This is a genomic window from Rhizobium sp. SVR5-9E, from assembly GCF_056755095.1.
In genome coordinates this window covers 1-1,419 of record NZ_JBNDHS010000211.1, presented here as the reverse complement: position 1 = coordinate 1,419, position 1,419 = coordinate 1, and the positions used below count along the sequence as shown (strand labels likewise).

The following is a 1,419-nucleotide window of genomic DNA, read 5'->3' as shown; positions in this document are numbered from 1 at the left end:
TCAGATCGACCCGGCCGGGGCAACGGCGGGAAAGTCCTTCTCGGGATCGAATACGTTGTTGAAGAAGTTCGTCAGGGAGTACATGGCTACCAGCGCGACGATCTCGATGATATCAGCATCCGTATAGCCGGCATCGCGGACGGCTTTCAGATCGGCGTCGCTGACCTGCCCGCGGGTCTCGATGACCTTGCGCGCAAACTGGACGGCGGCGTCTCGTTTCGGATCGTTGGCATGGCCCTTCCGGGCGAGAATGATCTCATCGGCCGGCAGCTTGGCCATATGTTCGGCCGTGAAGCTGTGAACCGTCAGGCAATAGTTGCAACCGTTCACTTCGGAGACGGCAAGGCCGATGCTGTCGCGTGTCTTCACGTCGAGCGCCTTGCTCAGAGAGCTGAGCAGGGTGGCCCATGCGTTGAAGGCGATCGGGCTTTGCGCAAAGGCCGCCATCATGTTCGGGGTGAACCCGATGTTCTTGGTGAACGCATCGAGTGTCTGTTTGGATTCGGCCGGCACCTGTTCCGGTTTCAGGGCAATAATTCTAGGCATCGTAGTCTCCATAAGTTATTGGTTGAGTTGAGAATTATGCGAAGTCCAGGACATCGGCCACGGGCATGCGCGGCTTCTGCGGCCAGTTGCCGGCCCGCTCCGGTCCGACGGTCAGCAACATCACCGGGATTTCGTCTTCGGCGAGGTTGAACACGCTGTGCACCGCCTCGGCGTTGAAGCCGATCATCGGCGTCGAGCCGAGGCCGAGGGAGCGGGCTGCATAGATGATCGCCGCGGTGCCAAAGGTCGCAGTGCGTACTGCCTCGTCGCGCTGCCGCTGGGGTTGATCGTCATAAAGGCCGCGAGCGGGAGCCTCCCATTCCGGCACCAGGTGCGCCGGCATGATGCCGGCTTCCACGACCGGGGCCAGGCGCTCAGGGACGGTGCTGGCATCGGCCAACCGGCCGATAACGATGAAGGTAACGGCGGCATCGGTGATCGCGGGCTGATCCCAGGCGATGGGGCGCAACCGAGCCTTTGCTTCGGGTGTACGGACGGCAATAAACCGCCAGTTCTGCAGATGGAAGGAGGTCGGCGCCGACGTGCCGATCCGCACCAGGTCGCGGATCTGATCATCGCTCAGTGTGGCGGTTGGGTCGTAGTACTTGGCAGCGCTACGGCTCAGAATGTTTTCGATCACGGCGTTCGTCGGCGTCACGCGTGTCGGCGCGGTCCGCGCATGGGTTTCGGCGGCTGCGGCGGTTGCCGTTTCGTTAGAGGCGATGCTGATGTAGTTCATTTGGGTGGCTCCTCATCAAGTGATTGTGGAGCCCAATTTACGGCCGACGGTGAAAATATCGAGACTGTATTTTCTCAATATGATGCGCGAAAGGATCAAATTGAGGCATCGCAATCTCAGGCGCGCGTCTAGCC

The 1,419-nt window shown here is 60.7% G+C and carries 2 protein-coding genes; both read right to left on the bottom strand.

Features of this window, described 5'->3' with window-relative positions; translation table 11 throughout:
- Positions 1 to 546: a carboxymuconolactone decarboxylase family protein gene (locus ACPYOJ_RS34435; RefSeq protein ID WP_481420237.1), complete on the bottom strand. Its 546-nt coding sequence runs from the start codon at positions 544 to 546 to the stop codon at positions 1 to 3.
- A gap of 34 nt (positions 547 to 580) precedes the next feature.
- Complete coding sequence (locus tag ACPYOJ_RS34430; RefSeq protein WP_481420236.1) at positions 581 to 1,285, bottom strand: nitroreductase family protein; 705 nt, start codon at positions 1,283 to 1,285, stop codon at positions 581 to 583.
- Positions 1,286 to 1,419 lie beyond the last annotated feature (134 nt).